This window comes from Rhizobium sophoriradicis (genome assembly GCF_025200795.1).
Classification (GTDB): domain Bacteria; phylum Pseudomonadota; class Alphaproteobacteria; order Rhizobiales; family Rhizobiaceae; genus Rhizobium; species Rhizobium sophoriradicis.
Genome location: NZ_CP104153.1, coordinates 179,420 through 202,944, shown reverse-complemented (window position 1 = coordinate 202,944; position 23,525 = coordinate 179,420). Strand labels below are relative to the sequence as shown.

20 protein-coding genes are annotated in these 23,525 nt (G+C 60.1%); 1 reads left to right on the top strand and 19 read right to left on the bottom strand.

The window, feature by feature from the left end; all coding sequences use genetic code 11:
* Window positions 1-91 precede the first annotated feature (91 nt).
* The 6 genes from N2597_RS22905 to bhcA all read right to left on the bottom strand — a co-directional run bounded on the left by N2597_RS22905 (window position 92) and on the right by bhcA (window position 6,536).
* The gene (locus N2597_RS22905) at window positions 92-1,000 is read right to left on the bottom strand and encodes an AraC family transcriptional regulator (protein WP_183599939.1); all 909 of its coding nucleotides are present in this window, start codon (window positions 998-1,000) and stop codon (window positions 92-94) included.
* Window positions 1,001-1,566: 566 nt separating this feature from the next.
* Window positions 1,567-2,097: a VOC family protein gene (locus tag N2597_RS22900; RefSeq protein WP_183599937.1), complete on the bottom strand. Its 531-nt coding sequence runs from the start codon at window positions 2,095-2,097 to the stop codon at window positions 1,567-1,569.
* Window positions 2,098-2,243: 146 nt separating this feature from the next.
* Window positions 2,244-3,209 carry an iminosuccinate reductase BhcD gene (gene bhcD / locus N2597_RS22895; RefSeq protein ID WP_183599935.1) on the bottom strand — a complete coding sequence of 322 codons (966 nt, stop codon included), beginning with the start codon at window positions 3,207-3,209 and terminating at the stop codon, window positions 2,244-2,246.
* Window position 3,210: 1 nt separating this feature from the next.
* Window positions 3,211-4,374 (bottom strand): 3-hydroxy-D-aspartate aldolase BhcC, encoded by a 1,164-nt coding sequence (bhcC, locus tag N2597_RS22890; RefSeq protein ID WP_183599933.1) that lies wholly within the window; start codon window positions 4,372-4,374, stop codon window positions 3,211-3,213.
* Window positions 4,375-4,385: 11 nt separating this feature from the next.
* A complete protein-coding gene (gene bhcB / locus N2597_RS22885; protein ID WP_183599931.1) occupies window positions 4,386-5,333 on the bottom strand; it encodes a beta-hydroxyaspartate dehydratase BhcB in 948 nt (315 codons plus the stop codon).
* Between the two features lie 12 nt (window positions 5,334-5,345).
* Window positions 5,346-6,536, bottom strand: coding sequence for an L-aspartate--glyoxylate aminotransferase BhcA (bhcA, locus tag N2597_RS22880; protein WP_183599929.1), 1,191 nt, complete (start codon window positions 6,534-6,536; stop codon window positions 5,346-5,348).
* 187 nt (window positions 6,537-6,723) lie between these two features.
* Here bhcA and bhcR point away from each other — a divergent pair, with 187 nt between their 5' ends.
* Window positions 6,724-7,533 (top strand): HTH-type transcriptional regulator BhcR, encoded by an 810-nt coding sequence (bhcR, locus tag N2597_RS22875; RefSeq protein ID WP_183599927.1) that lies wholly within the window; start codon window positions 6,724-6,726, stop codon window positions 7,531-7,533.
* 10 nt (window positions 7,534-7,543) lie between these two features.
* Here bhcR and glcF read toward each other — a convergent pair whose 3' ends face one another.
* From glcF to N2597_RS22810, 13 genes are all read right to left on the bottom strand, one after another.
* The gene (gene glcF / locus N2597_RS22870; RefSeq protein WP_183599925.1) at window positions 7,544-8,866 is read right to left on the bottom strand and encodes a glycolate oxidase subunit GlcF; all 1,323 of its coding nucleotides are present in this window, start codon (window positions 8,864-8,866) and stop codon (window positions 7,544-7,546) included.
* A complete protein-coding gene (locus tag N2597_RS22865; protein ID WP_183599923.1) occupies window positions 8,867-10,006 on the bottom strand; it encodes an FAD-binding protein in 1,140 nt (379 codons plus the stop codon).
* Between the two features lie 11 nt (window positions 10,007-10,017).
* A complete protein-coding gene (locus N2597_RS22860) occupies window positions 10,018-11,472 on the bottom strand; it encodes an FAD-linked oxidase C-terminal domain-containing protein (protein WP_183599921.1) in 1,455 nt (484 codons plus the stop codon).
* A gap of 34 nt (window positions 11,473-11,506) precedes the next feature.
* Entirely contained in the window at window positions 11,507-12,520 is a 1,014-nt protein-coding gene (gene lipA, locus N2597_RS22855; RefSeq protein ID WP_225881497.1) for a lipoyl synthase, read from the bottom strand.
* 16 nt (window positions 12,521-12,536) lie between these two features.
* Complete coding sequence (locus N2597_RS22850; protein ID WP_183599919.1) at window positions 12,537-14,249, bottom strand: acetyl/propionyl/methylcrotonyl-CoA carboxylase subunit alpha; 1,713 nt, start codon at window positions 14,247-14,249, stop codon at window positions 12,537-12,539.
* Window positions 14,246-15,838 (bottom strand): 5-oxoprolinase subunit B/C family protein, encoded by a 1,593-nt coding sequence (locus tag N2597_RS22845; protein WP_183599917.1) that lies wholly within the window; start codon window positions 15,836-15,838, stop codon window positions 14,246-14,248. The genes N2597_RS22850 and N2597_RS22845 overlap by 4 nt, the downstream gene beginning before the upstream one ends.
* Window positions 15,831-16,604, bottom strand: a complete 774-nt coding sequence (locus tag N2597_RS22840) for a LamB/YcsF family protein (RefSeq protein WP_183599915.1) — start codon at window positions 16,602-16,604, stop codon at window positions 15,831-15,833. Before N2597_RS22840 ends, N2597_RS22845 begins: the two co-directional genes overlap by 8 nt.
* 111 nt (window positions 16,605-16,715) lie before the next feature.
* Complete coding sequence (locus N2597_RS22835; RefSeq protein ID WP_341356250.1) at window positions 16,716-17,762, bottom strand: ABC transporter permease; 1,047 nt, start codon at window positions 17,760-17,762, stop codon at window positions 16,716-16,718.
* Window positions 17,759-19,303, bottom strand: a complete 1,545-nt coding sequence (locus tag N2597_RS22830; protein WP_183600212.1) for a sugar ABC transporter ATP-binding protein — start codon at window positions 19,301-19,303, stop codon at window positions 17,759-17,761. Before N2597_RS22830 ends, N2597_RS22835 begins: the two co-directional genes overlap by 4 nt.
* 81 nt (window positions 19,304-19,384) lie before the next feature.
* A complete protein-coding gene (locus N2597_RS22825; RefSeq protein ID WP_183600218.1) occupies window positions 19,385-20,323 on the bottom strand; it encodes a substrate-binding domain-containing protein in 939 nt (312 codons plus the stop codon).
* Between the two features lie 89 nt (window positions 20,324-20,412).
* Complete coding sequence (locus tag N2597_RS22820) at window positions 20,413-21,399, bottom strand: LacI family DNA-binding transcriptional regulator (RefSeq protein ID WP_039621806.1); 987 nt, start codon at window positions 21,397-21,399, stop codon at window positions 20,413-20,415.
* Window positions 21,400-21,468: 69 nt separating this feature from the next.
* A complete protein-coding gene (locus N2597_RS22815; protein WP_341356249.1) occupies window positions 21,469-22,326 on the bottom strand; it encodes a sugar phosphate isomerase/epimerase family protein in 858 nt (285 codons plus the stop codon).
* 11 nt (window positions 22,327-22,337) lie between these two features.
* Complete coding sequence (locus tag N2597_RS22810) at window positions 22,338-23,501, bottom strand: Gfo/Idh/MocA family protein (protein WP_341356254.1); 1,164 nt, start codon at window positions 23,499-23,501, stop codon at window positions 22,338-22,340.
* Between the last annotated feature and the right edge of the window lie 24 nt (window positions 23,502-23,525).

The window sequence follows — 23,525 nt, the reverse complement described above, 5'->3', positions numbered from 1 at the left end:
AATTTATGGAACCGCATTATGTCGCTAATGATGCCTTCTGATATAGGCATTCGTTTCAAACTGGTGGACACTGGGAAGATGATCGATTTGATTATACGAGATCGAAGTTACTTTTGGAGATCTCCAAAAGCTTCCGCTCCTCACGCGCTGTACGACCGAAGTGCCGACGGAATTCTCGGCTAAATTGGGACGTGCCCTTATAGCCGACCGCTTGTCCGACTGCGGCAATGTTCACATCGCGGGACCTGAGCAAATTTCGGGCGTCGTGAAGCCTCGCCGCCTTCAGATATTCCAGCGGCGTGGAGCCAAATAATGCCTTAAAATGGCTATGATACGATGAAAGCCCAAGTTCGGCCGACGCGGCAACCGTGTTAATTGAGATTCCAACTCGCCGCCGATCCAAGAGTTCAGCGGTGGTCTTGAGGACTTTGCCACGTGCCCCCCTTCCCTCGAGCCCAGCAAGAATTGCGCTCCCCTCATCGCGTTGAAGTAACAAAAAGTGAAGCTCGCGAATAAGGCCTTGAATTAAAATTCGACACGCCAGGGGATCACATAGCGTTGTCATCAGGCGGTAGAGAAAGTCTTTCATTGAATCATCGATCCGACCAGACGTCTGGCATATCGCCGCAGGTTTGCTGATCGCGCCACCTTGCCACTCCATCTCCGAAGCGATATCCATTGCCGTGGCTGGGTCAAACGCTACGTGGACAGACAGCAACGGCTTTGTGACGGCAGCATCGGTATCGATGTGGAACGCGATAGGGGCCGAAGTCAGCATAAAATGATCTGGATCAACGATGTGGACGTTGCCGGGACAAGATAGCTTTTCCGTCCCTTGCAGAATGAAGAGCGTTCCCGGTTGCTGAAACTTGGGGACATTCTTGGCTGCAGAGTGCGCGCGAAAAACACTGACGGTCGGCGCCGGCGTTAAGTGATGCCCAACGGTCGGCGCCAGCGCCTCCGCAAGTTCGATTACGCGGTATGACCAGCCAACTACCATGGAAAAGACATGCGCCTCACCGGCCAACAATCAGAGGTTTCGAGCTCGCTACGCTTATCGCTCCTGTTCCGAGTAACGGTCGAATTGAAATTCAAATAGACGAGGTTCGTTTTTGCCAGATTTGTGATGATCGATTTTAGAGCGTATGCAATAGGCAGCAACCACAGCCTTCAACGCGATTGGCCGATAGCGCGCCTCTAAATCACAAGCGTGAGTCACAGTATCAAGTCGCTTTATTGTCATAACGAGTTCCCTGGGGATTTGTAATTCCCGCCTCCAGCACCGGTTGATGGGAAGCGTTAAGCTTCCACAGATTGTCGCCTCTCTTCCGAAAGTTCATCAATGTTCTGAATGGTCGCAGATCGCTATATACTCGTCGCTTTTGTTGCAAAACCGAACTCACCGGTTTTGCGCGGATGTTAACGTATACAAACACGCAACGTTGCCTATGTCAACGTTTACATTCAGCGCTATGAATGCGCCGCGGCCTTCTTCTGCAGCCGCAACGCGTTGCGGCAAATAACGAGCGGTGATCGGCTTGAAGACGAATGGCAACTCATGATCCTTCAAGTGAAGCGCGGATCCCAAAGTCGAGCTTGTGTTTCCGCCTCGTAATCCTTCCCTGTCGGATAGGTTATGAGTTCCAACTGCAGTCCCCAAGGCGCCAGGAAATAAAGCCAAGTCACGCCATGGTCCGGCCCCACAGGTTCAACAACCGGATTGCCGAGTATGCGGATGTTGTGGTGATGCAGATGCTCAACAGCCCTTTCGATATCCTCCACGTAGAACGCGATGTGATGCCCGCCGATATCGCTGTTTCTGGGTGCAACATTATTCTGATCCGGAGAATCGTATTCGAACAACTCGAAGTTCGAGTTATTCCAACAGCGCAGAAACGCCACGCCGCGAATTCGCGCGCGCGGATGGACATTCAACTGATCTCTCATGAACGTGCCTTCGTCATCTCCGAACGCGCCGGCACGATAGATAAGTTCGCATCCGATCACGTCGCAGAAGAAGGCAATTGCCTCGTCAAGATTGGGCACAGTGATGCCGATGTGGTCGGAGCCACGAAATCCTGGAAGTCCACTGCTCATCGAAAACCTCACGCTGGGTCACAAATACAAGAAGTGGGAACCGGTGCTTTCAGGCGATGCACAGAGCTTCCCAACGACATATTTCCGCGTCGCCACTCAACCTTGGCCGGGAAAAACACGCGCTTCGACCGGATGATTAGCGACAATTAGAAATCGACTTCGATCGCCACACCTTCCCGAACCGCAAGGTCGACGACAGCCGCGGCCACCGCCAGATCCTGCAGTCCGACGCCCGTTCCGTCGAACAAGGTAATGTCGTCGGCTGAGCGGCGCCCTTTCACGTCGCCTGTGATGACAGCGCCAATCTCAAGAATGTCTGCTTCACCGATCAGGCCATCGGCGATGGCATGCTGGCATTCGCCGATGGTTATCGCCTGCGCCAATTCATCGGTGAAGATCGACGACGCAGCCACCAGCTTGGCGTCCACCTCCTGCTTGCCCTTGGTGTCGGTTCCCATACAGGCCAGATGCGTGCCTGGACGAACCTGGGAAGCCATCAGGCTGGGACTGAATGACGACGTTATCGAGATGATCACGTCGGCCTCTGCTCCGAGCCTGTCGAGGTCGACGGCTTCGAAGGGTAAGCCGATCTCTCTCGCGACTTCCGCCAGGCGGTTCAGCATTTCCGGATGATAGTTCCAGGCAACCACCTTCTCGAAGTTTCGCTGCTCGACTGCGGCCCTTAGCTGGAAAGTTGATTGATGACCGGCGCCGATAATACCGAGGGTCTTCGCATCTTCACGGGCCAGATATTTGATCGAAATTGCAGACGCCGCTGCGGTCCGTAATGCGGTCAGCAGATTTCCGCCCACCACGGCGCGGCATCGCCCGGTGTCAGCGTCGAACAGGAATACCGTCGATTGGTGGTTGGTCAGGCCCTTTTCCACATTTTTCGGCCAAAACCCTCCGGATTTCAGGCCGAGAGAGAGACTCTCCCGGTCGAAACCCGATTTGAAACCGTAGAGCGCGTCTGCATATCCGATCGATTCACGGACCACCGGAAAATTATAGGCCGATTTTCTAGCCATGGCGGCGAACACCTGTTCTACAGCGGTAAAGCATTCGGCCGACCCGATCAGATCAGCAATTGCGCGCTCTGGAACGATGATCATCTCAATACGCCTTGCCTCTCGCCGATACCGGCCAAAGTGTTTCGACCTTGCCGTTGCGTACGCCGACATACCAGTCGTGGACATTGCAGGTCGGATCGCAATGGCCGGGAACAAGACGAAGCTTCTCGTTTATCTTCAGGACGCCCTGCGGATCTTCGATGACGCCGTGTTCGTCGGTGCATTTGACGTATTTCACGTCGCTGCGGCCATAGACGAAAGGCAGACCGGAATCGACCGACTGCGACTTTAGACCAGCGTCGCAAATTGCCTTGTCGGCCTTCGCGTGGCTCATCACGCTGGTCAACAGAAAGAGCGCATTTTCCCATTCGCCATTGTCAATCCGGTTGCCGTCCTTGTCCTGAATGCGCCCGTAGTCGGCGTCCATGAAAGCGTAGCTTCCGCATTGCAGCTCGTTATAGACGCCGGAATTGCTCTCGAAATAGTAGCTACCGGTACCGCCACCGCTCACCAGTTCAGGCTCCAGGCCGACGCTCTTCAGGGCTTCGACAGCGTCCTTCACCTGTGCAATGGCGACGTCGAGCTTGAGCTTCCGGTCTTCATACTTGTCGATGTGCTGCATGGCGCCCTGATAGGCCTGGATGCCGGCAAAGCGGAGGCCTGGAGCCGCATCGATAGCTCGAGCAAGCGCGACAACGGCTGAACTCGTGGTGACCCCGCACCGACCGGCGCCGCAGTCGATTTCAACGAAGCAATCCAGAGACGTGCCATGTTTCCGGGCTGCGGTGGACAGTTCAGCGACATTGTCCAGGTCGTCGACGCATATGATTATCCTGGCGCCCTGCTGGGGAAGTCGGGCAAGGCGATCGATCTTCAGCGGATCGCGCACCTGGTTGGAGACGAGGACGTCCCGGATCCCGCCTCTGACGAAGACCTCCGCTTCGGACACTTTTTGGCAGCACACGCCGATGGCTCCGCCCAATTGCTCTTGGAGGCGCATGACGTCCACGGACTTGTGCATCTTGCCATGGGCGCGATGACGCATATTGTGCGCTTTGGCGTAGTCACCCATCTTCCGGATGTTTCGCTCCAGCGCGTCGAGATCGAGGATCAGGCACGGCGTCTGGATGTCCTCGACACTCATTCCCGGCAGAGCCGGTACATCATAGCCGACTTGAAGGCCGTCGAAGTTTGCTTGCATGTTCATTTACCTCTCCCTTACTGCCAGGGTAACGTGTCGAGATCGACATTGCCGCCAGTGACGATGATGCCGACGCGCTTACCGGAAAACAGGTGTTTGTTCTTCAGAATGGTCGCCAGCGGAACTGCGCTCGACGGCTCCATGACGATCTTCATGCGCTTCCAGATGAGCTTCATGGCGTCGATGATGTCAGTCTCCGATGCGGTGAGGATGTCGCTGACATTGTTCTTTACGAAGTGCCAGGTCAGCTCTTTCAGCGGAACTTTCAAACCGTCCGCGACGGTGTTGGGCGCGTCGTCGGCGATAATGTGTCCAGCCTTGAAGCTACGATAGGCATCATCGGCCTGTTCGGGTTCGGCGGCATAGATCTTCACCCTTGGCGCAAGATTTGTCAGCGTGAGGCAGGTGCCCGATACCATGCCGCCGCCGCCGATGGGTGCAATCACCGCGTCGAGGTCATCGACCTGCTCTATCAGTTCCTTCGAGCATGTTGCCTGGCCGGCGATGACGCGGGGATCGTTATAGGGATGAACGAATTCGGCGCCCGTTTCGGCGACGACCTCGGCGAAAACCGCCTCGCGCGACGACGTTGATGGTTCGCATTCGACGACCTTTCCGCCGTAGCCCCGCACCGCGTCCTTTTTGGCTTGCGGCGCCGTCCGCGGCATGACGACGGTGCACGGAATTCCTCGGCGCCCGGCGGCATAGGACAGGCAGGTGCCATGGTTGCCGGACGAATGGGTGGCAACACCCCTCGCCGCTTGCTCTTCGCCGAGACCAAACACCGCATTGGAGGCGCCACGGGCCTTGAAGGCACCGGCTTTCTGCAGGTTCTCGCATTTGAAAAACAGATTGGCACCTACAAGCGTGTCGATGAATGTCGAGGTAAGGACAGGCGTGCGATGGATGTGCGGTTTGATGCGCTGATGGGCTTCAAACATGTCGGATAGAGTGGGTATGTACATCTGGATCAGACCTCAGGCGACCATTTCGACAGCGGACGTATGGCTATTGCGATAGATCGCCTGTGCCGCGGCAACGCCGGAGCCAAGTTTGATATTGAGGCCCAGATCGACCATGACCATCTCGGCCGTGGCAATTCCGGACAGCGCCATTACATCCGTCATGCTGCCGACGTGACCGATGCGGAACACCTTGCCCGCGACGTCTCCGAGGCCAGCACCGAAGGCGACGTCGTATTTTGTCGCAGCGTGCGTAACAAAGAGGGAAGCATCGAAACCGGCTGGCGTCTGAACCGCGGTGACCGTGTCGGAATAGAGCTCCTCGCGCGCGGCGTAGAGCTCAAGCCGCCAGGCGCGAACCGCGGCGCGAACGCCCGAGGCGATGCGCCTGTGCCGCGCAAAAACGTTCTCCAGCCCCTCCTGAAGAAGAAGCTCGGTCGATACCTTGAGACCGTTCAGGAGCCCGACCGACGGCGTATAAGGGTAGCCGTTGGCCGAATAGCCCTTGGCCATATCGCGCACGTCGAAGAAGGCCCGCGTAAGTTTCGCCGTTTCCAGTGCCGCCATGGCCTTGGGCGAAAAGGCGGTAATCGCCAGACCGACAGGCAGCATGAATCCCTTCTGCGAACCGGTTACGGCAACATCGACGCCCCATTCGTCCATTCGAAAGTCCATCGATGCGATGGAGCTGACGCCGTCGACGAGCAGCAGAGCTGGATGGTTGGCGGCATTCAGCAGCCTGCGCACCGCCGCGACGTCCGACTTGACGCCGGTCGCGGTTTCATTGTGGGTAACGAGGACGGCCTTGATCTCGTGCGCCTTGTCGGCGCTGAGGAGTTCCTCGTATTGCGCCAGCGGGACGCCGTCGTGCCAGGAGCACTCGATAGCATCGACTTTCAGCTGGTGGCGCCGGCACAGGTCGATCCACTTATGGCTGAACATGCCATGTCGGCCAGCCAGGACGCGATCGCCGGGGTTCAACGTATTCGTGATCGCCGTCTCCCATCCCCCGCTACCCGTCGCGGGAAAAATGAAAACGGAAGCAGTTTCGGTTTTGAGAACCTGTTTCACACCCGTCAGAGCGGGATGAAGGATTTCGCCGAACATCGATGAACGATGGTCCATGGTCGGCATGTCCGCCGCCTTGCGCAAGATTTCCGGCATGTTCGTGGGGCCTGGGATGAAAACCGGATTTTGTCCGTACATGGTATGCATCCTCCTGTGCTTTCAAACTAGATAACATGGGCTTGCGCGAAGATATATTTTTTTGAAAAATATTTTCAATCGTATAATAATTTGAAGTTTTTCGTGGTATTTCCAGCAGTTAGTATTTTTCATTGCGTGAATTCGTTTTTCAGTTAACGATAAAAGCCTGCAATTGCGAGGGTGATCGATGCAAAATCCAAACCGACGGCGAGGGCGCCCGAAATCCTTCAACGAACCCCAGTCCTCGAGCGTCATACAGTCGCTCGATCGCGCTCTGGATGTCTTGGAGGCGCTGGCGTCGCCGGAAGGAATGACGCTGTCTGAACTTTCTGCCCATCTCGATCAATCGCCCGCGACGATGCATCGCGTTCTCGCCACACTCGAACGCCGCGAGTTCGTCGAGATCAGTCCTGATCGGCAGGTCTGGTTCATCGGCCCGGAAGCCTACCGCACCGGAGCGGCATTTCTGCGCCGATCCAATGTCGTCGAACGAAGTCGCCCGATCATGCGCGAATTGATGCTGGAGACAGGAGAGACGTCGAACCTCGGCATAGAGAAGGACGGGAATATTCTCTTCATCAGCCAGGTCGAGACACATGAATCCATACGCGCCTTTTTTCCGCCCGGAACTCTGTCGCCCCTTCATGCATCCGGCATCGGGAAGGCGTTGCTGAGCACCTATGATGATGGTCGCCTTTCTGCCCTGTTCAAGACTTCCACTTTGAAGCGGTTTACCGAAAATACCGCGCGCTCGGTCGCACAGTTGAAAGAGGAACTGATCGTCAGCCGGGAGCGCGGCTATGCGATTGACGATGAGGAGCGGACCAAAGGCATGCGCTGTGTCGCCGCGCCGATCTTGAACGTGCACGGCGAAGCGGTGGCCGGCATATCCGTCTCCGGCCCCACGCATCGAATGCCTGACCGGCTCATCAGGCAAATCGGCGAGCGCGTTGCCGGAGCTGCGAAAACCGTTTCTCACAGATTGGGGGGCGGATAGCCTCACGATCTCAACCACCGCGCCGATCCGGTCGCCCAGATCGAAGCTTGGAAAGACCTCTCGGTTTTGGCCCGCCGGTTGCCCAATCCAGCAGTTCAACGGTGTGGACGATCGGAAGCTCGGTACCCGAACCGATCTGCATCATGCAGCCGATATTGCCGGTGCTGATCAGCTGCGGGCGAACGACCTCGATGGTTGCGACTTTGTGCGATTGCAGTTGCTTCGATATTGCCGGCTGCAGCAGATTATAGGTGCCTGCCGAACCGCAGCAGATGTGGGAATCGCGCGGCTCGACCACATCGAAGCCCGCCGATTTCAGGAGATCCTTCGGCTGGGCGCGAATTTGCTGGCCATGCTGCAGGGAGCAGGCGCCGTGATAGGCGACGCGAAGCGGATCGGCGTGCCCAGCGTCCTCAAGCCCCATATCCGCCATGACTTCGGTGACATCCCTGGCAATCGCCGCAACGCGCTCAGCGTCGGCCGCCATCGGGCCGTTTCGGAACATATGTCCGTAGTCTTTGACGGTGGTCCCGCATCCGGACGTGTTGATGACGATGGAATCCAGCCCTCCCCCATCAAGCTCCCGAACCAAGGCGCGAATGTTGGCGCTCGCCATGGCGTGACTTTCCTCGGCCTTTCCCATGTGATGCGTGAGCGCTCCGCAGCAGCCGATGCCTTTCGGAACGACCACCTCGCAGCCGTGGCGGGTCAGAAGCCTGATCGTTGCGTCGTTGATATCCGTGTTCAGCGCACGCTGGGCGCAGCCGATCAGGAGAGCCACGCGTTTGCGCCGCTCGCCTTTTGGAGGAAATACTTGTGGCCTGTCGTTGTTGCTGTCCTTGGGGATGCTCTCCGGCACCATTTCCAGCATTGCCCGCAACCGGGCATCGGGAACAAGGCGCCGCAGGGGGCGGGCCAATTTGGCTGCGGTCAAAGCCCAGCGGAACCGCTGAGGATACGGCAATATCCGGGCCAGCAGCCATCGCAAGGCCCGATCGTCCCAGCGGCGGGTATAATTCTTCTCGATATAATCGCGCGCGTGATCGATCAGGTGCATATAATTCACGCCGGAAGGGCATGTCGTCATGCAGCTGAGACAACTAAGGCAACGGTCGATGTGCTTTACGGTTGCGTCGTCGGGAACCCTGTCGTTTTCCAGCATATCCTTGATCAGGTAGATCCGGCCGCGCGGACTGTCGAGTTCATCGCCCAGCACACGATATGTCGGGCAGGTTGCCGTGCAGAAGCCGCAATGGACGCAGGACCGCAGGATCTCGTTTGATGTGCGCGTAGCCGGGTCTGAAAGCTGGACTTGAGTGAAATTCGTCTGCATCTAGCTGTCCATCAAGCCTCGGTTCAAGATTGCGGCGGGATCGAACTGATTGCGCAATGCCTTCGAAAGGCGAGCAACAGCTTCGCCTTCAGGCGCGAATCTCGGCCCGCAAAATGGGCTTTCATTGCGCATCAACAAGGCCTGTCCGGTGCCGCAGGCCTTGCGAACCTCAAGCGGGTCCGCCTGCCCCGCAAACCAGATCAGCCCGCCTCCCCAATCGAGCGATACGGTTCCTCCAAGGTTTTCGAGTGCGGATGCGACGATCGACGCGTCTGTCGGCTTGACCAGGATTCGCCACAGCGGCAGCTGCGGGTCGTTAAAGTGGTGCAGATCTCGCAGCCGGCTCCACAGGTCCTTGCTCACAACATCGTAGAGAAAGTCGATATTAGAGTGAGGTAGCAGGTCGAATATCTTTTCGCGCCTGTATTTGACCTGCTTGGAGCGCCCCTCGATCCTCAGCCAGGCGGTCCCGGATCTAAAGGCGGCGCCGGAAATTTCCATGGGGCTGGCAAGCGCGGTTTGAAAAATCCGGCTCGCTTCCGACACCGACACATTGTTGAAGCCGACCGACAGCTCGCTTTCGGGCGCTGGCAGCGTCTTTATGGCCACTTCCGTCAGGACGCCCAGTGTGCCGAAGGAACCACAGAGAAGTTTGCCAAGATCGAGACCCGTGACGTTCTTCATCACCCGGCCGCCGTTCTTGATGATCCGGCCCCGGCCATCGGCGAAGCGAACCCCAAGCAGATGGTCCCTGCAGGCGCCGATCTGGACGCGCCGCGGCCCTGAAGCGTTGGTCGCAACCACGCCGCCGATGGTTGGAACACCGCCCGTGCTAAGAACAGTACGATGATCCATTGGCTCGAAAGCCAGTGCCTGGCCTTCTATGGCAAGCGCCGCCTCGATTTCCTCAACGGGCGTCCCCGCTCGCGCGATCAGCGTCATGGCACCAGGTTCGTAGGTCACGATGCCGCTGAGGCGCCGTGTCGTCAGCGTGGTGGTTTCGAATGGAAAACTCGGCTTCAGGCGAGTGCCGCCGCCCATGATGTGGAGCGCGTTTGCCGTCTTGCAGGCCTCATCGAGGAAGGCGGAAAGTTCAAGTTCGTCCGCGGGGGCGAAGACGGTCTCTACGGATGCAAGCATGTTGCCGTCTGTCATCGTGATCGAGCTCTCTCGCGGTAGGGCTTACTCACCTCAAGGGGAAAGACTTTGGCAGCGTTCAACAGCCAGGCCGGATCGAAGACGTCCTTGATCGCCATCTGGATGTCCATGTCCGTCATGTTGAATTGTGCGGTCATCAGATCGCGCTTTTCGATGCCGACCCCATGCTCGCCGGTAAGGCAACCGCCAACGTCAACGCAAAGACGAAGAATGTCGGCGCCGAAAGCTTCGGCGCGCTCCAACTCGCCCGGCGCGTTGGCGTTGAACAAGATGAGCGGATGCATGTTTCCGTCACCGGCATGAAAGACGTTGGCGACTTCCAGGCCGTATTGCGTTGAGAGCTCGCCGATGCGCTTCAGCGTATAGGGGAGTTTCGAAACCGGGACCGTTCCGTCGAGGCACAGGTAGTCGCCGAGACGACCCATGGCGCCAAACGCCGACTTGCGGCCCTTCCAGATCGCGAGCGATTCATCGGCGTTTCGGCTGCTGCGAAACTCTACCGCTCCCAGCGCCTCAGCGATGGCGCGAATGCGCTGCGTTTGCTCGTCGATCTCCTCTTCGGATCCCTCGACCTCGACGATCAGAACGGCGGCGCAGGCGGGATATCCGGCTTTGGCAAATGCTTCGACCGCGCGCAGGCACACATCGTCCATATATTCGATCGCCACCGGCAGCAGACCCGAGCGGATGATGCGGCCGACGCATTCACCGGCAATCTCGGCGCTTTCGAAACCGATCAACATCGGCCGGGCGCCTTCGGCCTTGGGCACTATCTTCAAGGTCGCCTCGGTGATGATCGCGAGTTGGCCTTCGGAACCACACAAGAGTCCGAGAATATCAAGACCGGTCGTCCCCAAAAACGGCCCACCCAGCTCGACGACTTCGCCGCTCGGCAGCACCATGCGAAGGCCCATCAGATTGTTCGTGGTGACGCCGTATTTGAGGCAGTGCGCGCCCCCTGAGTTCATCGCGATATTGCCGGCAATCGTGCAGGCAAGCTGCGACGATGGGTCGGGCGCGTAGAAAAATCCATCCGCGTCCAGTTCGGCGCTCACGGCAAGATTGGTGACACCGGTCTGGACCCGGATAAACCGGTTTGCCGTGTCGACTTCGAGGATTTCGCGCAGCCGGATCGTGCTGATTACGACGCTATCTGCGGTGGGCAAGGCGCCGCCAGCGAGCGAGGTCCCTGCCCCGCGAGGCACGACGGGGACGCGGCGCTCATAGCAGACACGCATCGCTGTTGCGACCTCCTCCGTGCTGCGCGGCAAGATGACCGCAAGCGGCGGACAGCGATAGGCTGTCAGTGCGTCACATTCATATGCCCGGGTCTCCTGCGGATCCGAAATTACAGTGCCTTTGGGCAAGGCCGCTTCCAGTTCGGCGATGATCTGAGGCAATCGCGCCAGAATGTCAGCACGCGGCTCCGGCATGGCTATCGTTGACATGATCTTTCCCTTGCGTGCTTCGTCCGTCTGACGGTCAAATCACACCCATTTCGCAATCGAGGGTCTTCCAGTTCCCGGATAGGGGATCTCGCCGCCGGGCTTTTTCCCGAGCCGCTCTCAGCCGGGCGAAGTCGTCGCCGGCATGGTGGGAGGAGCGGGTCAGCGGGCTTGAGGCGACCATCAGGAAGCCCTTGCTGTAGGCGACCGTCTCATAGGACTTGAACTCTTCGGGGGTGACGAAGCTTTCGACCTTGTGGTGCTTGCGGGTCGGCTGCAGGTACTGGCCGATCGTCAGGAAGTCGACATCGGCAGTGCGCAGGTCGTCCATCAGCTGCAGCACTTCGTTGCGCTCCTCGCCGAGGCCGACCATGATGCCGGACTTGGTGAACATGGTGGGATCGAGTTCCTTCACCCGCTGCAGCAGGCGGATGGAATGGAAGTAGCGGGCGCCGGGGCGAACCGTCAGATAGTTGCCGGCAACGGTTTCCATATTGTGATTGAAGACGTCGGGCTTGGCGGCGACCACACGCTCCAGCGCGCCCGGCTTCTTCAGGAAGTCCGGCGTCAGGATCTCGATCGTCGTTGCCGGCGAGGCGGCGCGGATCGCCCAAATCACCTTTTCGAAGTGTTCGGCGCCGCCGTCCTCGAGGTCGTCGCGATCGACCGAGGTGATGACGACGTGGGAAAGGCCCATCTCCTTGACGGCCTTGGCGACATTTTCCGGCTCGGCCATGTCGAGCGCGTTCGGCTTGCCGGTGGCGACATTGCAGAAGGCGCAGGCGCGGGTACAGATCTCGCCCATGATCATGAAGGTGGCGTGCTTCTTGTCCCAGCACTCGCCGATATTGGGGCAGCCGGCTTCCTCGCAGACGGTGACGAGCTTGTGCTCCTTCACGATCGCCCGCGTCTCGGCATAACCCTTGGAGGTCGGCGCCTTGACGCGGATCCAGTCCGGCTTGCGCATGACTTCCGTATCCGGCCGATGCGCCTTCTCAGGATGGCGCACGCGCTTGGCGTCGGGATTGATCGTGTCGAGAATGGTCACCATCCGCTCTGCCTATCCGTCACTCGATCGTTGCCAGCTCCGCACCGAGCGCGACCACCGCGCCTTGTGCGGCCTTGATGGAAATGCGGCCGGCCTTTGGCGCCAGCACCCGGGTTTCCATCTTCATGGCCTCGATCACGGCGACCGCCTCGCCTTCGGCAACTTGCGCCCCATCCTCGACGTTCCATTTTTGCAGGGTGCCGGGGATCGGCGCCGTCAGCGCATTGCTGTTTTCGCTGGCGGATACCGAGTCCGACATCGCTCTCGGCGCCGCAGCGCCCGAAAACAGCCGAGCCGGAAGCCCGAACGCATGGCGTTTGCCGTCGATCTCTATGAAGCTTCGCAGCAGCCCGCCTTCCACCGGATCAACCCGCGGAGCCGGCTCGACGCCACGGAATTCCGTCTCGATCCAGTTGGTGAAGACCTTGAACCCATCCTCGCCGGTGAAAGCCGGTTCCTCCAGCACGGCCCGGTGGAACGGCAGCACGGAGGCGACGCCTTCGATCTTGAACTCGGCAAGCGCCCGGCGGGCGCGGATCAACGCTTCCTCGCGGGTCGCGCCGGTAACGATCAGTTTGGCCATCATCGAGTCATAAAGGCCGGGGATTTCGGAGCCGGCTTCCACGCCGCTGTCGAGCCGGATGCCGGGACCGGACGGGGCGCGAAAACCCGTGATCAACCCCGGTGTCGGCAGAAACCCACGGCCCGGATCCTCGGCATTGATGCGGAATTCGAAGGCATGGCCGCGTGGGCCAGGCGTCTGCGTGACCGATAGCGGCAGCCCATCGGCGATGCGCAGCTGCTCGATGACAATATCGACGCCGGTCGTTTCCTCCGTCACCGGATGTTCGACCTGCAGGCGAGTATTGACCTCGAGGAAGGAAATGACGCCATTCTGCGATAGAAGGAACTCAACCGTGCCGGCGCCGGTATAGCCGGCCGAAGCGCAGATCGCCCTAGCGGCATCGTGAATGCGGCTGCGCTGCTCCTCGGAGATGAACGGTGCCGGCGCCTCCTCGACCAGCTTCTGATTGCGCCGCTGCAGCGAGCAGTCGCGGGTGCCGAGCACCACCGTATTGCCGTGGCTGTCGGCGATGATCTGCGCCTCGATATGGCGTGGTTTTTCCAGGAACTGCTCGGCATAACATTCGCCGCGTCCGAAGGCTTCCTTCGCCTCGCGCACGGCGGATTCGAAGAACTCGCCGACATCCTCGATGCGATGGACGACCTTCATGCCGCGGCCGCCGCCGCCGAAGGCAGCCTTGATCGCCAGCGGCAAACCGGCCTGCCGGGCAAAGGCGATGGCTTCCTCGGCGGTGGCCAGAGGACCGTCCGATCCTTTGACAAGAGGTGCTCCGACCTTTTCGGCAATCCGTCGTGCTTCTACCTTATCGCCAAGCGCCGTGATGACCTCAGGCTTGGGACCGACCCAGATGAGGCCGGCATCGATGACGGCGCTGGCGAATTCGGCACGCTCGGACAAGAATCCGTAACCGGGATGGACCGCATCGGCGCCGGCGCGTCGCGCGACTTCCAGGATCTTTCCGATATTCAGATAGGTGTCGGCGGGGCGACCGGCGCCCAGGCAATAGGCTTCGTCGGCAAGCTCGACATGCAGCGAAGCAGCATCGGCATCCGAGTAGATCGCGACCGAGGCGACGCCATAATCGCGGGCGGCGCGGCTGATACGGATGGCGATTTCGCCGCGATTGGCAATGAGCAGTTTTTTCATCGGTTGGTTTCCCTGACCAGCGGATCGAATGGGGCGACGACATTGAAGCGGATGTTGGCGCCGATCGGGATCTGGCCGGCGAGATCAAGGTGGTGGCTGGCCACGACACCGATCACCGGGTAGCCGCCAGTCAACGGATGATCGGCCAGGAAGAGCACCGGTTGCCCGCTGTGCGGCACCTGAATTGCCCCGATGGGGGTGCCCTCCGACGGCAATTCGGCGGCATCCTTCCGCTCCAGCGGCTCGGCCCCGGCAAGCCGCATGCCGACGCGGCTCGATTCAGCCGTCACCTGCCATATTTGCTTTGTGAGTGTCTCGACACCCTTTGCCGTGAACCAGTCGGTCCGCGGGCCAAGGACGACGTCAAGCGTCACGGTATCTCCGGCTCTGGGCAGCGCTCGTGCGTCGCGCCGGAAGGGATCGACGGCAGAGACGGGTGCGTTGGCCGGCACCAGGACATCGCCTGCCTTAACCGGCGCCGGGCCGACTTTAGCCAAGGTGTCGGTGGCAGCCGAGCCGAGAATCGGTTCGACGGCGAAACCGCCGCGCAACGCTATGTAGCTGCGCATGCCTTCCGTGGGAAAGCCGAGCGTCAGTTCGTCGCCGGCATCGAGCGCGAAGGGCTGAGCGAAGGGGGCGGCGACGGAACGACCGTCTTCGGTCGATATGACAAGCGGTGCAGGCGCACCGGTCACGGCGAGCGTGACCGGTCGATCGGCTTTGAGGGCGAAGCCGCCGAAAGCAATCTCCAAAGCAGCTGCATTGCGCGGATTGCCGACATACAGATTGGCCTCGATCAAGCCGGCACGGTCGAGCGCACCGGATTCCGACACGCCTTGGTCACTGCTGCCGGACCGGCCCAGATCTTGAAACAGTGCCGGTCTATCGGCGCGGGTGACGGCAAGTCCGGCCCCGGCTCGCACGGCTTCGGGCTCCGGGATAGCGGCAGCCGCAACCACGGCGCCTTTTGCGATGTCACGAAAGTGGACGCGATCGCCCGGCGCCAGAAGTGCGGCGCGCGGTCGTTTGATGTCCCACATCTTCAACGGGGTCGTGCCGATGAGCTGCCAGCCGCCCGGACTGTCCGAGGGATAGACGCCGCCGAATTTACCTCCGAGCGCCACGGAGCCCGCCGGAATGCGCACGCGCGGGCTCTTGCGGCGCGGCAGGTCGAAGTCCGGATCGTCCGAGGTCATATAGGCAAAGCCGGGCGCAAAACCGGTGAAGGCAACCGTGTAGGTGGCTTCCGTGTGGCGGCGGATGACGTCATCAACCGGCCAGCCGAGGATTTCGGCGACTTCGGCGAGATCCTCGCCGTCATAGCTGACTGGGATCTCGATCGTCTCGCCCTGGCGAGCGCTGCGATGGCCGAGATCAAGCGCGCATATATGCGCGCAAAGCCGTGCCCGATCCGTCACATGGGGATCGAAGCGGAGCATCACTGTTCGGGCGGCAGGCACCAGTTCGACGACCCCCTCCGGCCGATCCGCCAGAAGGCGATCGAGCAGCGTCAGCGTCTTTTCCAGACCGTCGAGCTCGACGAGAAAGGCATGGCTGCCGGCGGGCAGAAAACGCAGCTTGTCAGTCATGGTCGACATCCGTGAAAGGCTTGAGGCCGACGCCGTTGCGCATCAATGCTTCGCGCAATGTCTGAGCGATGGCCACGGCCGCCGGAGTATCGCCATGGACACAGATCGATTGCGCTTCGAGCCTTATGTCCGTGCCATCAACCGCCGTGATGCGACCGTCCGCCACCAGGCGCAGCATCCGCTTGGCAATGGTCTCCGGGTCGTGGACGACCGAGCCCGGCAGGCGGCGGCTGACGAGGCTGCCATCGGCGTTGTAGGCGCGATCGGAGAAGGCCTCGCAGACAACCGTGAGCCCGGCCGCACGCGCCTGCTCGACGATGGGCGCCCCGGAAAGCGCCAGCAAGGCGAGCGAGGGATCGACCGCCTTGATACCGGTGATGACATCGTAGGCCTGCCGGGCATCAGTGGCAATCGTGTTGTACAGTGCCCCATGCGGCTTTACATAACGCACCCGGGTGCCCGCGGCTTTTGCCAAAGCCTGCAAAGCGCCGATCTGGTAGATGGTATCGCCGACGAGCTCGGCGCTGGACGGATCCATGTTGCGGCGACCGAACCCGACGAGATCGCGGTAACCGATATGGGCTCCGACCGAGACGCCGCGTTTTGCCGCTTCCTTTAAAACGGACAGGATGCCCGCCGGGTCACCGGCATGGAAGCCGCAGGCAATGTTGGCGCTGGTGACGATCGACAGCATCGAAACATCGTCACCCATTGCCCATGCACCGAAGCTTTCGCCGAGATCGCTGTTGAGGTCGATGTTTGCCATGTTGTCTGCCCTATCAGTTGCCGCTTTGCGGTTGCCGTGAAGTTTCGCGACGTCCACATCATCGGATTGGTCCCGTCATGTCCATAGACGTCGCTCTGCCGCCCGGTCGCTTCACGCTCTTGCTTGTTTTGATCGCCTGTATTGGTCGATGACGACGGCAAGGACGATGATGGTTCCCTTGATGATCTCCTGGTAATAGGAGCCGATCTTGAGGAAGGTGAACCCTGAGGTGATGATGCCGAGGATGATGGTTCCGATCAGCGTTCCGGTGATGCGGCCGGAACCGCCGGCGAGCGATGTTCCGCCGATGACGGCGGCGGCAATGGCGTCGAGTTCGTAAGCGGTGCCCATGGTCGGCTGGGCCGATGCGGCCCGCGCCGCCGTGACCACTCCGGCCAGACCCGACAGCAGTCCGGCGACGGCATAGACCTTGATCAGATGGCCGCCGATATTGATGCCGGAGACGCGGGCGGCCTGGGGGTTGGAGCCGATCGCATAGGTATATTTGCCGTAGCGCGTGTAGCCGAGGGCGATATGGGAGAGCACGGCGACGGCGAGGAAGATGAGCACCGGCAGCGGCACGGGAAAGCCGAAGACAATGAAGCTCTTGCCGAGCCAGGTGAACTCCGGGGTTAGAAGCGCGATCGGCTGTCCCATCGTGTACCACTTGGCCACACCTCTGGCGCAGACCATCATGCCGAGTGTGGCGATGAAGGGGGGAATGCCGGTCTTGGCGATCAGCACCCCGCTGAACCAGCCGGCCAGCAGGCCGACGACGAGGCCGGCGAGGATCGGCCAGATCGGCGAAAGGTCGGTGAGGGCGGGATAAAGGGCGCGCACATCTGTCGAGCTTTGCGCCAGCGAGGCGGCGACCATGGCGGCCAGCCCAACCACCGAGCCGGAGGCCAGGTCGATGCCGCCAGTGATGATGACATGGGTGACGCCGACGGCAAGAATGCCGATCACCGAAACCTGCAGGATGATGATCGACAGGCGCTGCTCGTTGCCGAGGAACGAACTGCCGACGAAGACCCAGCCGAGGATCTCGAAGGCAAGAGCAATGCCGACCAGCACCATCAGCATCGACATCTCACTGTGAAACTTGCGCTTCACCACACGCTTTTCCGCCACAACCGTGGCCCCAGGGGTTATTGTCATTGTGCTGCGAGCTCCATGATCTTGACTTGATCGGCCTCAGCCCTATCGAGGATGCCGGACACGCGTCCCTGCCGGATGGTCATGACCCGGTCGCTCATTCCGAGGATTTCGGGCAGTTCCGAGGAGATCATGATGACGGCCACGCCTTCGGAGGCGAGCGTTGAAATCATGCGGTGGATCTCGGCCTTGGCGCCGACGTCGATACCGCGCGTGGGTTCATCGAGGATGAGGACGCTCGGTTTGGTCAGCAGCCAGCGGCCGATCAGCACCTTCTGCTGATTGCCGCCGGAGAGATTCAGGATCTTCTCGCCCATGCCGGGGGTCTTGACCCTCAGCGATGTCGTCATCGCCTCGCAGTCCTGCGACAGCCGCTTCTGCTCGACGAAGCCGCGACGCACATATCCGCCATGGAGGGCGGCCATCTGCATGTTCTGTTGAATGTCCAGCAGCAGGAAGCAGCCGGATTCCTTCCGGTCTTCAGTGAGGAAGGCCATCCCGTTTTCCATGGCGACGGCGGGAGAACTGACGTTGACGGATTTGCCTCTGATCTCGATCGTACCTGATGTCGCCGGCGTCACGCCAAAGAGCGTTTCAGCAATGTTGGAGCGCCCGGCTCCGACAAGCCCGGCGATCCCGAGAATCTCGCCGGCATGAAGGTCGAACGAGACGTCCTGGAAGATGCCTTTGAGACCTAGATCGCGGACGCTGAGCACCACGTCACCAATTTTGGCCTCCACTTTGGGAAACATTTGCGAGATCTCGCGTCCCACCATCATGCGGATGACTTCTTCACGGGTCAGGTCTTGCGCAGCCTTGGTCGCGATGTGTTTGCCGTCGCGGAAAATCGACACCTCATCGGAGATCTCGAAAAGCTCGTTCATCTTGTGGGTGATATAGATGATGCCTTTTCCCCGTTCCCTCAGCGTCCTGATGATGCGGAAAAGATGCTCGACCTCGCGTTCGGTGAGCGCGGAGGTTGGCTCATCCATGATCAGGACATCCGATTCATAGGAAACCGCCTTGGCAATCTCGACCATCTGGCGGCTGGCTACCGAAAGCAGACCGACCCTTTGGTCGGGGTCGAGATCGATGCCCAATTCTTCGAAAAGCCTATAGGTGCGGCTGTGCAGCTCCTTGTGATCGACGAGACCAAAACGGTTCTTTGGCTCACGCCGGATCCAGATGTTTTCCGCAATTGTCATGTGGTTCATCAGATTGAGCTCCTGATGAATCATGGCGATGCCGTTGTCGAGGGCGTCGAGTGGACTGCCGAGCCGAATGGGAAGGCCGTTTAAGAAAAACTCTCCTGCGTCCGGCGTGTAGATGCCGGCAATGATCTTCATCAGCGTGGACTTGCCCGCGCCGTTTTCACCCATAAGGGCATGAACCGTGCCACGTCTCAGGCGAAAGGAGACGTCATCCAGCGCAACGTTTCCGGCAAATTCCTTGCGGACATCTTTGACCTCCAGGAGATATTTGGCTGTCGGAACAGCGCCGCTTTCCCGGACCGCCTTGACGGTCGATGGTGAGATTTTCGTCATTGCTGCAGACCTTCTGCGTTCTTTGCATAGAGGTTCCAGCTTCGGATGTGCCTTTGGGGCACATCCGAAGCCGAGCGGCGATCAGTTCTTGGCGAGGTATTTCTCGACATTGGCCGGATTGACCAGCTCATACGGAATCCACATCGGGGATTCGACTTTCTCGCCCTTGGCAAGTTTGACGGCAGCGTCCACCGAGCCGGCGCCCTGTCCGATCGCGTCCTGGAAGACGGTGACGTCGAGATCACCCTTTTGCATGTAATGCATCGCTTCCTTGGTGGCGTCGACACCGGCAACGACGACATCCTTCATGTCCCAGCCGGCCGCCTTCAGCGAGTTGACGGCGCCGATGGCCATTTCGTCGTTGTTGGCCAGCACCGCCGCCGGCTTGTAGCCGGCGGTGATCCAGTTGGTCATCAGGTCCTGTGCCTTGACCGGATCCCAGTTGGCCGACTGCTCGTCGATAATCTTCATGAAGTTGCATTCCGGCTTGGCCGCAACGTCATGAACCGCCTTGCTGCGCAACACGGCCGTCTCGTTCGCCAGAACACCCTGGATGATCAGAATGCCGGCCTCATCCGTCTTCTTGGCTTCCCTCAGGACGCGGCAGACTTCCTCTGCCTGCAACAAGCCGGCAACATGCTCGTCGGAACCGACGAACGCCGCCTTCGGCCCGAGCGTCTTGACGTCGCTCGGCGTGTTGTTGACGTAGACCAGCGGAATGCCGGCATCCGCCGCCATCTTGGTCATCGTCGGCGTGGCCGAAGTTTCCACCGTGTTGACGATGATCGCATCGACCTTGGCGGCAATGAAGTTTTGAACCTGCGACAGCTGCCGGTTGACGTCGCCTTCGGCAAATTCGATCTGCAGCGGTTGCTTCAGTTTGGCGGCCTCGTCCTTGATGCCCTGCACCAGAACCGCCAGGTTCGAGTCGGAGTGGGAAATGGTCACGCCGATGTCACCGGCATGGGCGGCAGACGCCGCAAGGGCCAGCATCGCAGTTCCAAGAATCATTCGTTTCATGTCGTTATTCCCCTGTTTCTTGATCGAGCGTCCGGAAGCACCCAGAATTATCCGGACCGTCCTCCTCCTGTTTTAAGGACGGCTAGTGATCACGCCGATTGTCGGAGCTGCAGTGTGAACGGCAGAATGATGTTCTTGATCTGCTCGTCATCGGGACGCGGCGTGGTAATCAGTTCGGCAATGGCCGGGCCGAAGTCCAAGGCCGGCACCTTCACTGTCGTCAGCCAGGGTGCCAGCCATTCGTTCAGGCGATTATCGTCAAAGCCGCAAACCACCAGATCTTCAGGCACTTGCATCTTTCTCTCGAAAGCTGCCCGGTAGACGCCATAGGCGATCATGTCGTTGGCGCAGAATATCGAGTACTTCTTGGGCTCGGCTTCGAGCAGGCGCGACGCACAGTCGTAGCCGGCTTGCATGGTGTAGGCACTCTCGAACTGGAGAACTTTGGCATCCTCCCCGATCCCGGCGAGGAAGCCGTCCAGTCGTGCGGTGCTACCGGAATAATGTCGCGGACCGTGGATCGCCACAAAGTTGGTATAACCGCGCTCGACGAAATGGCGCCCGACCGCCAAGCCGGCCTGGAAGTTGTCGATCCCGACATAGGGTGCGAGAATTCCTTGAGCTGGGCGCCGGTTGACGAAGATCAGATTGTTCTGTCGTGCGGCCAGTTCGCGTAATTTGGGCGTATCGATCGCTCCCTGAAGAACGATCGCGCGCGCTCTCAGCCCCAGCGCGTCGGCAAGAAGCCGGTCCTGCTGGGTCGCGTTCTCGCCAGTATTGGCGAGAACCATCGACAGACCGATCTCTTTGAGCGCGCTTTCCACCGACACGGCGATATCGGCCGTGAAGTGGTTGGTCGCGTCGGGCACCAGCATCATGACCACGCGACTTTGCGCAAGGCGAAGCGAGCGGCCGATCTCCGACGGGGTATAGCCCAAGGACTTGGCCGCTCGGCGAACGCTTTCGATCTTATGAGGAGAAACCGAGTCTGCCTTTCCCGAGAAATATCGCGAGACAGTCGCAGTCGAAACACCCGACAAACGCGCGACGTCCCGGATCGTGGGGGGCTTTGACATCAATGCTCACCTAGCTGATCGGAGACGCACACCGTCCTGGTGCACGACGCCGGTGTTAACGATTACATCCTACTGCCGACTTTTAGCATTGGCGGCATCGACGATCGGTTTGAGATACTCGAGGCAGACGCGCGCGACCCAGTCGGGTTCGATGCCGCGCTGGTGGAAGCCGCACTCCATCGAGAGGTATCCGTCGAAGCCGGTTTCGGCGAGGGCGTCGATGAGGGCCGGAAAGTCTCCCCTTCCCATGCCCGGCGGCAGGCGGTTGTTGTCGGAGGCGTGGATATGGACGAGGTCCTTGCCCATGGCATAGACGTAGTCGCTCATCACTTCCTTTTGAGTGATGACGTGATGGCTGTCGAACATCAGCCGCACGTTCGGCTCGCCGACATCCTTCATCATGTCGATGGTGTTGTCGCAGGTATTGACGATGTTGCTGTCTTCCGGGGTGGGCTCGATGACGATCTCGACGCCGAAGTCCTGGGCGAAGCGGGCGATTTCGCCGATCGCCTGAGCCGCCCAATCCCATGCCTGGCGGTAGGTGGTGCCGAAGATATACCAGCCCGGCAGGCAGATCAGCCGCTTGCCGCCCCAGTCGGCGGTGAGCTGGACCATGTCCTTGTAATGGTCGATCGCCCAGCGGCGCTCTTCCGCGATCGGCGAGGCGACGTTGTTGCCGGGGCCGCCGCCATGGGCCGGCAGCATGGCGGCCAGTTCGAGCTCGTAGTCCTTCAGCATCCGGCCGAGATCCTTGCGCCGCTGCGGGCTCAGCGTCGGCGGAAAGACATGCGGGCTGGCGGCGCCGATCTCGATGGCGTCATAGCCGATCTTCTTGACGCGGCGGATGGTTTCCTCAAGCGTATAGGCCGGCAGCCATGTCGGGTTGCTGGCATAGGGCCAGGTGTGCATTGCGAGCTTGATCGTCATCGAAGGCTCCCTCAGGCGGCGGATTGCTTGATGGTTTCCCAGGCGCCGTTCTGGCCGGAAACGAGAATGGCTTCGGCGATTCGTTCGATCTGCACGCCGTCGCGGAAGTCGGGTGATGCCGGCTTGTTCTCGGCGATGGCCTTGAGGAAGTTGTACCATTCGATCGACTTGATATCGATGTAGCCCTGCCCCATGCCGGCCACCGGCCACAGCTTGTCGCCGAAGGGCTGGTTCGGGCCGGAATAGATGGTGCGGAAGCCGAAGGCGTCGGCCGGATCGTCGGCAAAGGCGACCCGAAGCTCGTTGAGGCGCTGGTAATCGAAGGCGATCGAGCCGCGGGTACCGTGGATCTCGAAGCCGAGCTGGTTATGATGACCCCAGGAATTGCGGGTCACTTCGATCGTGCCGTGCGCCCCGCCTGCAAACTTGATCATCGTCAGCGCGGTATCGTCGACGTCGACCTTGCCCCTTTCCGAGGAAGCCGCCCCGCTCGGACCGAAGAAGCGTCCGGCCGGCAGCGGGCGCTCCGGGATGAAGGTCTTGACGATGGCGTTCACTTGCTCGAATTCACCGACGAGCAGGCGTGCGGCATCGATCACATGGGTGCCTATATCGCCAAGCGTGCCGGAACCGGCCAGCGCCTTGTTGAAGCGCCAGGAGAGCGGCTTTTCCGGGTCGGCGCCCCAGTCCTGAAGATAGTAGCCGCGGAAGGTCAGGATGTCGCCGATGCGGCCCTCGTCGATCAGGCGCTTGGCCATCTGCAGGGCGGGCGTGTGGCGGTAGTTGTAGGATACCATCGTCACCACGCCGCTCTCGTTGGCGGCCGCCAGCATCGCTTCGGCCTCGGCCACCGTCATCGACATCGGCTTTTCGCACATGATGTGCTTGCCCGCCTTGGCGGCGGCAATGGCAATCTCGGCATGGGTGCTGTTGGGGGTGCAGATGTCGACGATATCGATGTCGGGGCGCGAGACGACCTGGCGCCAGTCGGTTGCGTATTCGGCAAAGCCGTACTGCTTGGCCGCGTTCTGCGCCAGTTCCTCGTCGATATCGACGACCACCTTGCGCTCGATGTCGACGGGGGACCCGAACAGGATCGGCACGACTGCGGTGGCGATCGAATGGGCCTTGCCCATAAAGCCGGTGCCGATGAGCGCAACGTTCAACTTCTTCACTGATAAGCCTCCAATGGCGGGCCG

Excerpts from the sequence above, each read along its gene's own strand:
- bhcR (WP_183599927.1), top strand. The coding sequence starts at position 6,724 with ATGCAAAATCCAAACCGACGGCGAGGGCGCCCGAAATCCTTCAACGAA.
- bhcD (WP_183599935.1), bottom strand. The coding sequence starts at position 3,209 with ATGATCATCGTTCCAGAGCGCGCAATTGCTGATCTGATCGGGTCGGCC.
- bhcC (WP_183599933.1), bottom strand. The coding sequence starts at position 4,374 with ATGAACATGCAAGCAAACTTCGACGGCCTTCAAGTCGGCTATGATGTA.
- N2597_RS22860 (WP_183599921.1), bottom strand. The coding sequence starts at position 11,472 with ATGTCAACGATAGCCATGCCGGAGCCGCGTGCTGACATTCTGGCGCGA.
- N2597_RS22830 (WP_183600212.1), bottom strand. The coding sequence starts at position 19,303 with ATGACGAAAATCTCACCATCGACCGTCAAGGCGGTCCGGGAAAGCGGC.
- N2597_RS22850 (WP_183599919.1), bottom strand. The coding sequence starts at position 14,249 with ATGAAAAAACTGCTCATTGCCAATCGCGGCGAAATCGCCATCCGTATC.
- N2597_RS22815 (WP_341356249.1), bottom strand. The coding sequence starts at position 22,326 with ATGACGATCAAGCTCGCAATGCACACCTGGCCCTATGCCAGCAACCCG.
- bhcA (WP_183599929.1), bottom strand. The coding sequence starts at position 6,536 with ATGTACGGACAAAATCCGGTTTTCATCCCAGGCCCCACGAACATGCCG.
- lipA (WP_225881497.1), bottom strand. The coding sequence starts at position 12,520 with ATGGTGACCATTCTCGACACGATCAATCCCGACGCCAAGCGCGTGCGC.
- N2597_RS22825 (WP_183600218.1), bottom strand. The coding sequence starts at position 20,323 with ATGAAACGAATGATTCTTGGAACTGCGATGCTGGCCCTTGCGGCGTCT.
- N2597_RS22865 (WP_183599923.1), bottom strand. The coding sequence starts at position 10,006 with ATGCTTGCATCCGTAGAGACCGTCTTCGCCCCCGCGGACGAACTTGAA.
- N2597_RS22820 (WP_039621806.1), bottom strand. The coding sequence starts at position 21,399 with ATGTCAAAGCCCCCCACGATCCGGGACGTCGCGCGTTTGTCGGGTGTT.
- N2597_RS22835 (WP_341356250.1), bottom strand. The coding sequence starts at position 17,762 with ATGACAATAACCCCTGGGGCCACGGTTGTGGCGGAAAAGCGTGTGGTG.
- N2597_RS22840 (WP_183599915.1), bottom strand. The coding sequence starts at position 16,604 with ATGGCAAACATCGACCTCAACAGCGATCTCGGCGAAAGCTTCGGTGCA.
- glcF (WP_183599925.1), bottom strand. The coding sequence starts at position 8,866 with ATGCAGACGAATTTCACTCAAGTCCAGCTTTCAGACCCGGCTACGCGC.
- N2597_RS22905 (WP_183599939.1), bottom strand. The coding sequence starts at position 1,000 with ATGGTAGTTGGCTGGTCATACCGCGTAATCGAACTTGCGGAGGCGCTG.
- N2597_RS22900 (WP_183599937.1), bottom strand. The coding sequence starts at position 2,097 with ATGAGCAGTGGACTTCCAGGATTTCGTGGCTCCGACCACATCGGCATC.
- bhcB (WP_183599931.1), bottom strand. The coding sequence starts at position 5,333 with ATGTACATACCCACTCTATCCGACATGTTTGAAGCCCATCAGCGCATC.
- N2597_RS22845 (WP_183599917.1), bottom strand. The coding sequence starts at position 15,838 with ATGACTGACAAGCTGCGTTTTCTGCCCGCCGGCAGCCATGCCTTTCTC.